Source organism: Marinobacter gelidimuriae (assembly GCF_000372805.1).
Classification (GTDB): Bacteria; Pseudomonadota; Gammaproteobacteria; order Pseudomonadales; family Oleiphilaceae; genus Marinobacter; species Marinobacter gelidimuriae.
On the sequence record NZ_KB889849.1, the window covers coordinates 1 to 1524 of the forward strand.

At 54.7% G+C, this 1524-nt stretch carries 1 protein-coding gene and 1 tRNA gene; one reads left to right on the forward strand and one right to left on the reverse strand.

Features of this window, described 5'->3' with window-relative positions:
• Window positions 1–73: 73 nt before the first annotated feature.
• On the forward strand, window positions 74–1054 hold the full coding sequence (locus A3OI_RS19210) for a putative bifunctional diguanylate cyclase/phosphodiesterase (protein ID WP_228702879.1): 981 nt from the start codon (window positions 74–76) through the stop codon (window positions 1052–1054).
• Between the two features lie 377 nt (window positions 1055–1431).
• Here the strand turns inward: A3OI_RS19210 and A3OI_RS0103260 are convergent.
• A tRNA-Met gene (locus A3OI_RS0103260) sits at window positions 1432–1508 on the reverse strand.
• Window positions 1509–1524 lie beyond the last annotated feature (16 nt).

A 1524-nucleotide genomic window follows, 5' to 3' on the forward strand; every position in this document is an offset into this window, starting at 1 on the left:
CCCGATATGACAAGCTTGCTCGAAATTATGAGAGCATCGTGTCATTGGCTTGCGCATTTCTCTGGCTGCCGATGTGAATTGTCAACAGACCCTAGCCAAACCGCTGAAGCTCGAAGGCCATGAACTGATTCCCTCCGCTTGCGTGGGCATCAGTTTCTTCCCCGAAGATGCCGCCGACGCCCAGGGGCTGATGCAAGCCGCGGAAACCGCGTTGTATCGTGCCAAGGAACGCGGGCCATCCAGCATTGAGCTGTTTACACCGTTGCTGGCCGAGCGCCTGCAACGTAAATTCGAGGTGGCCAGCGATCTTCGCCGGGCGATTCAGAACGACGAACTGACGCTGAATTATCAACCCCAGGTAGACAGCAGGACTAAGGCGTTACTGGGAGTTGAAGCGCTGGTGCGCTGGCAGCATCCGGTGAACGGTTTGATGTCGCCCGCCACGTTTATTCCGTTGGCCGAAGAGCTGGGGCTAATCGGGTTACTGGGCGACTGGGTACTCGAAAAAGCCATGGCGCAAATGGCCCGCTGGCGCGACCAGGGCCACCCTGTTCCGCAGGTGGCGGTGAACATAGCGCCACAGCAACTGGTGCCGGGCTTCGCCGACCATATCCGCGACCTGCTAGCCAGGCATCAATTACCGGCAAGTATGCTGGAACTTGAGATTACCGAAAGCGCTCTGGAGCGGGATAACAGCATCATCGCGTTGTTACAGGCATTGCGGGACATGGGCGTTCTGTTGGCCATCGACGATTTTGGCACCGGCTATTCATCCCTGGCCCACATCAAGCACCTGCCGGTAACCTGCCTCAAAATTGACAAGGTGTTTATAGACGACTTGCCAGACGACGCCTATGACGTGGCCATCATCCGCACCGTTCTGGCTTTGGGCCGCAGCCTTGGCTTTAGAGTGCTGGCCGAAGGGGTGGAATCCGAAGAACAGTTCCTGTTCCTGGCGGAACAAGGCATCGACACTATCCTGGGTTACTATTTCGGTAAGCCTATGGAAGCCGGCGTATTGGAGCAGTGGATAGACAACCGCACTAAAGGGTAAGCGGTAGAGGGTGAAACCAAAAAAGCCGGGCGCCTGACAAATAAACGCCCGGCTTTTTATCAGCGTTCATTCAGCAAAGCAGAGTTGGCTAGCCTGCGTGAATCTGACCCACGCCGGCTTTTTGTGGGCAATACCTGTATGAAACCCAGCACCGGGCCACACATATCTTGCCAGGCGATCGAAAGGATTTTGGGTACTGGTTCAGAACGCATATTATGCGTGCCAAAAAGTGACTTACGGTCGTTTCTGGGTGTAAACCAAATGACAGCGTTACAGTGCTTGGCACATATGTGTCACATAGTCGTCACAGAGCTTTTCTGCTAACTCAAACACAAAAAAGGCAGACCAGTAAGTTACCGGTCTGCCTTTCTCTTATATGGTAGCGGGGGCAGGATTCGAACCTACGACCTTCGGGTTATGAGCCCGACGAGCTACCAGACTGCTCCACCCCGCATCAAACTGTGAGAACT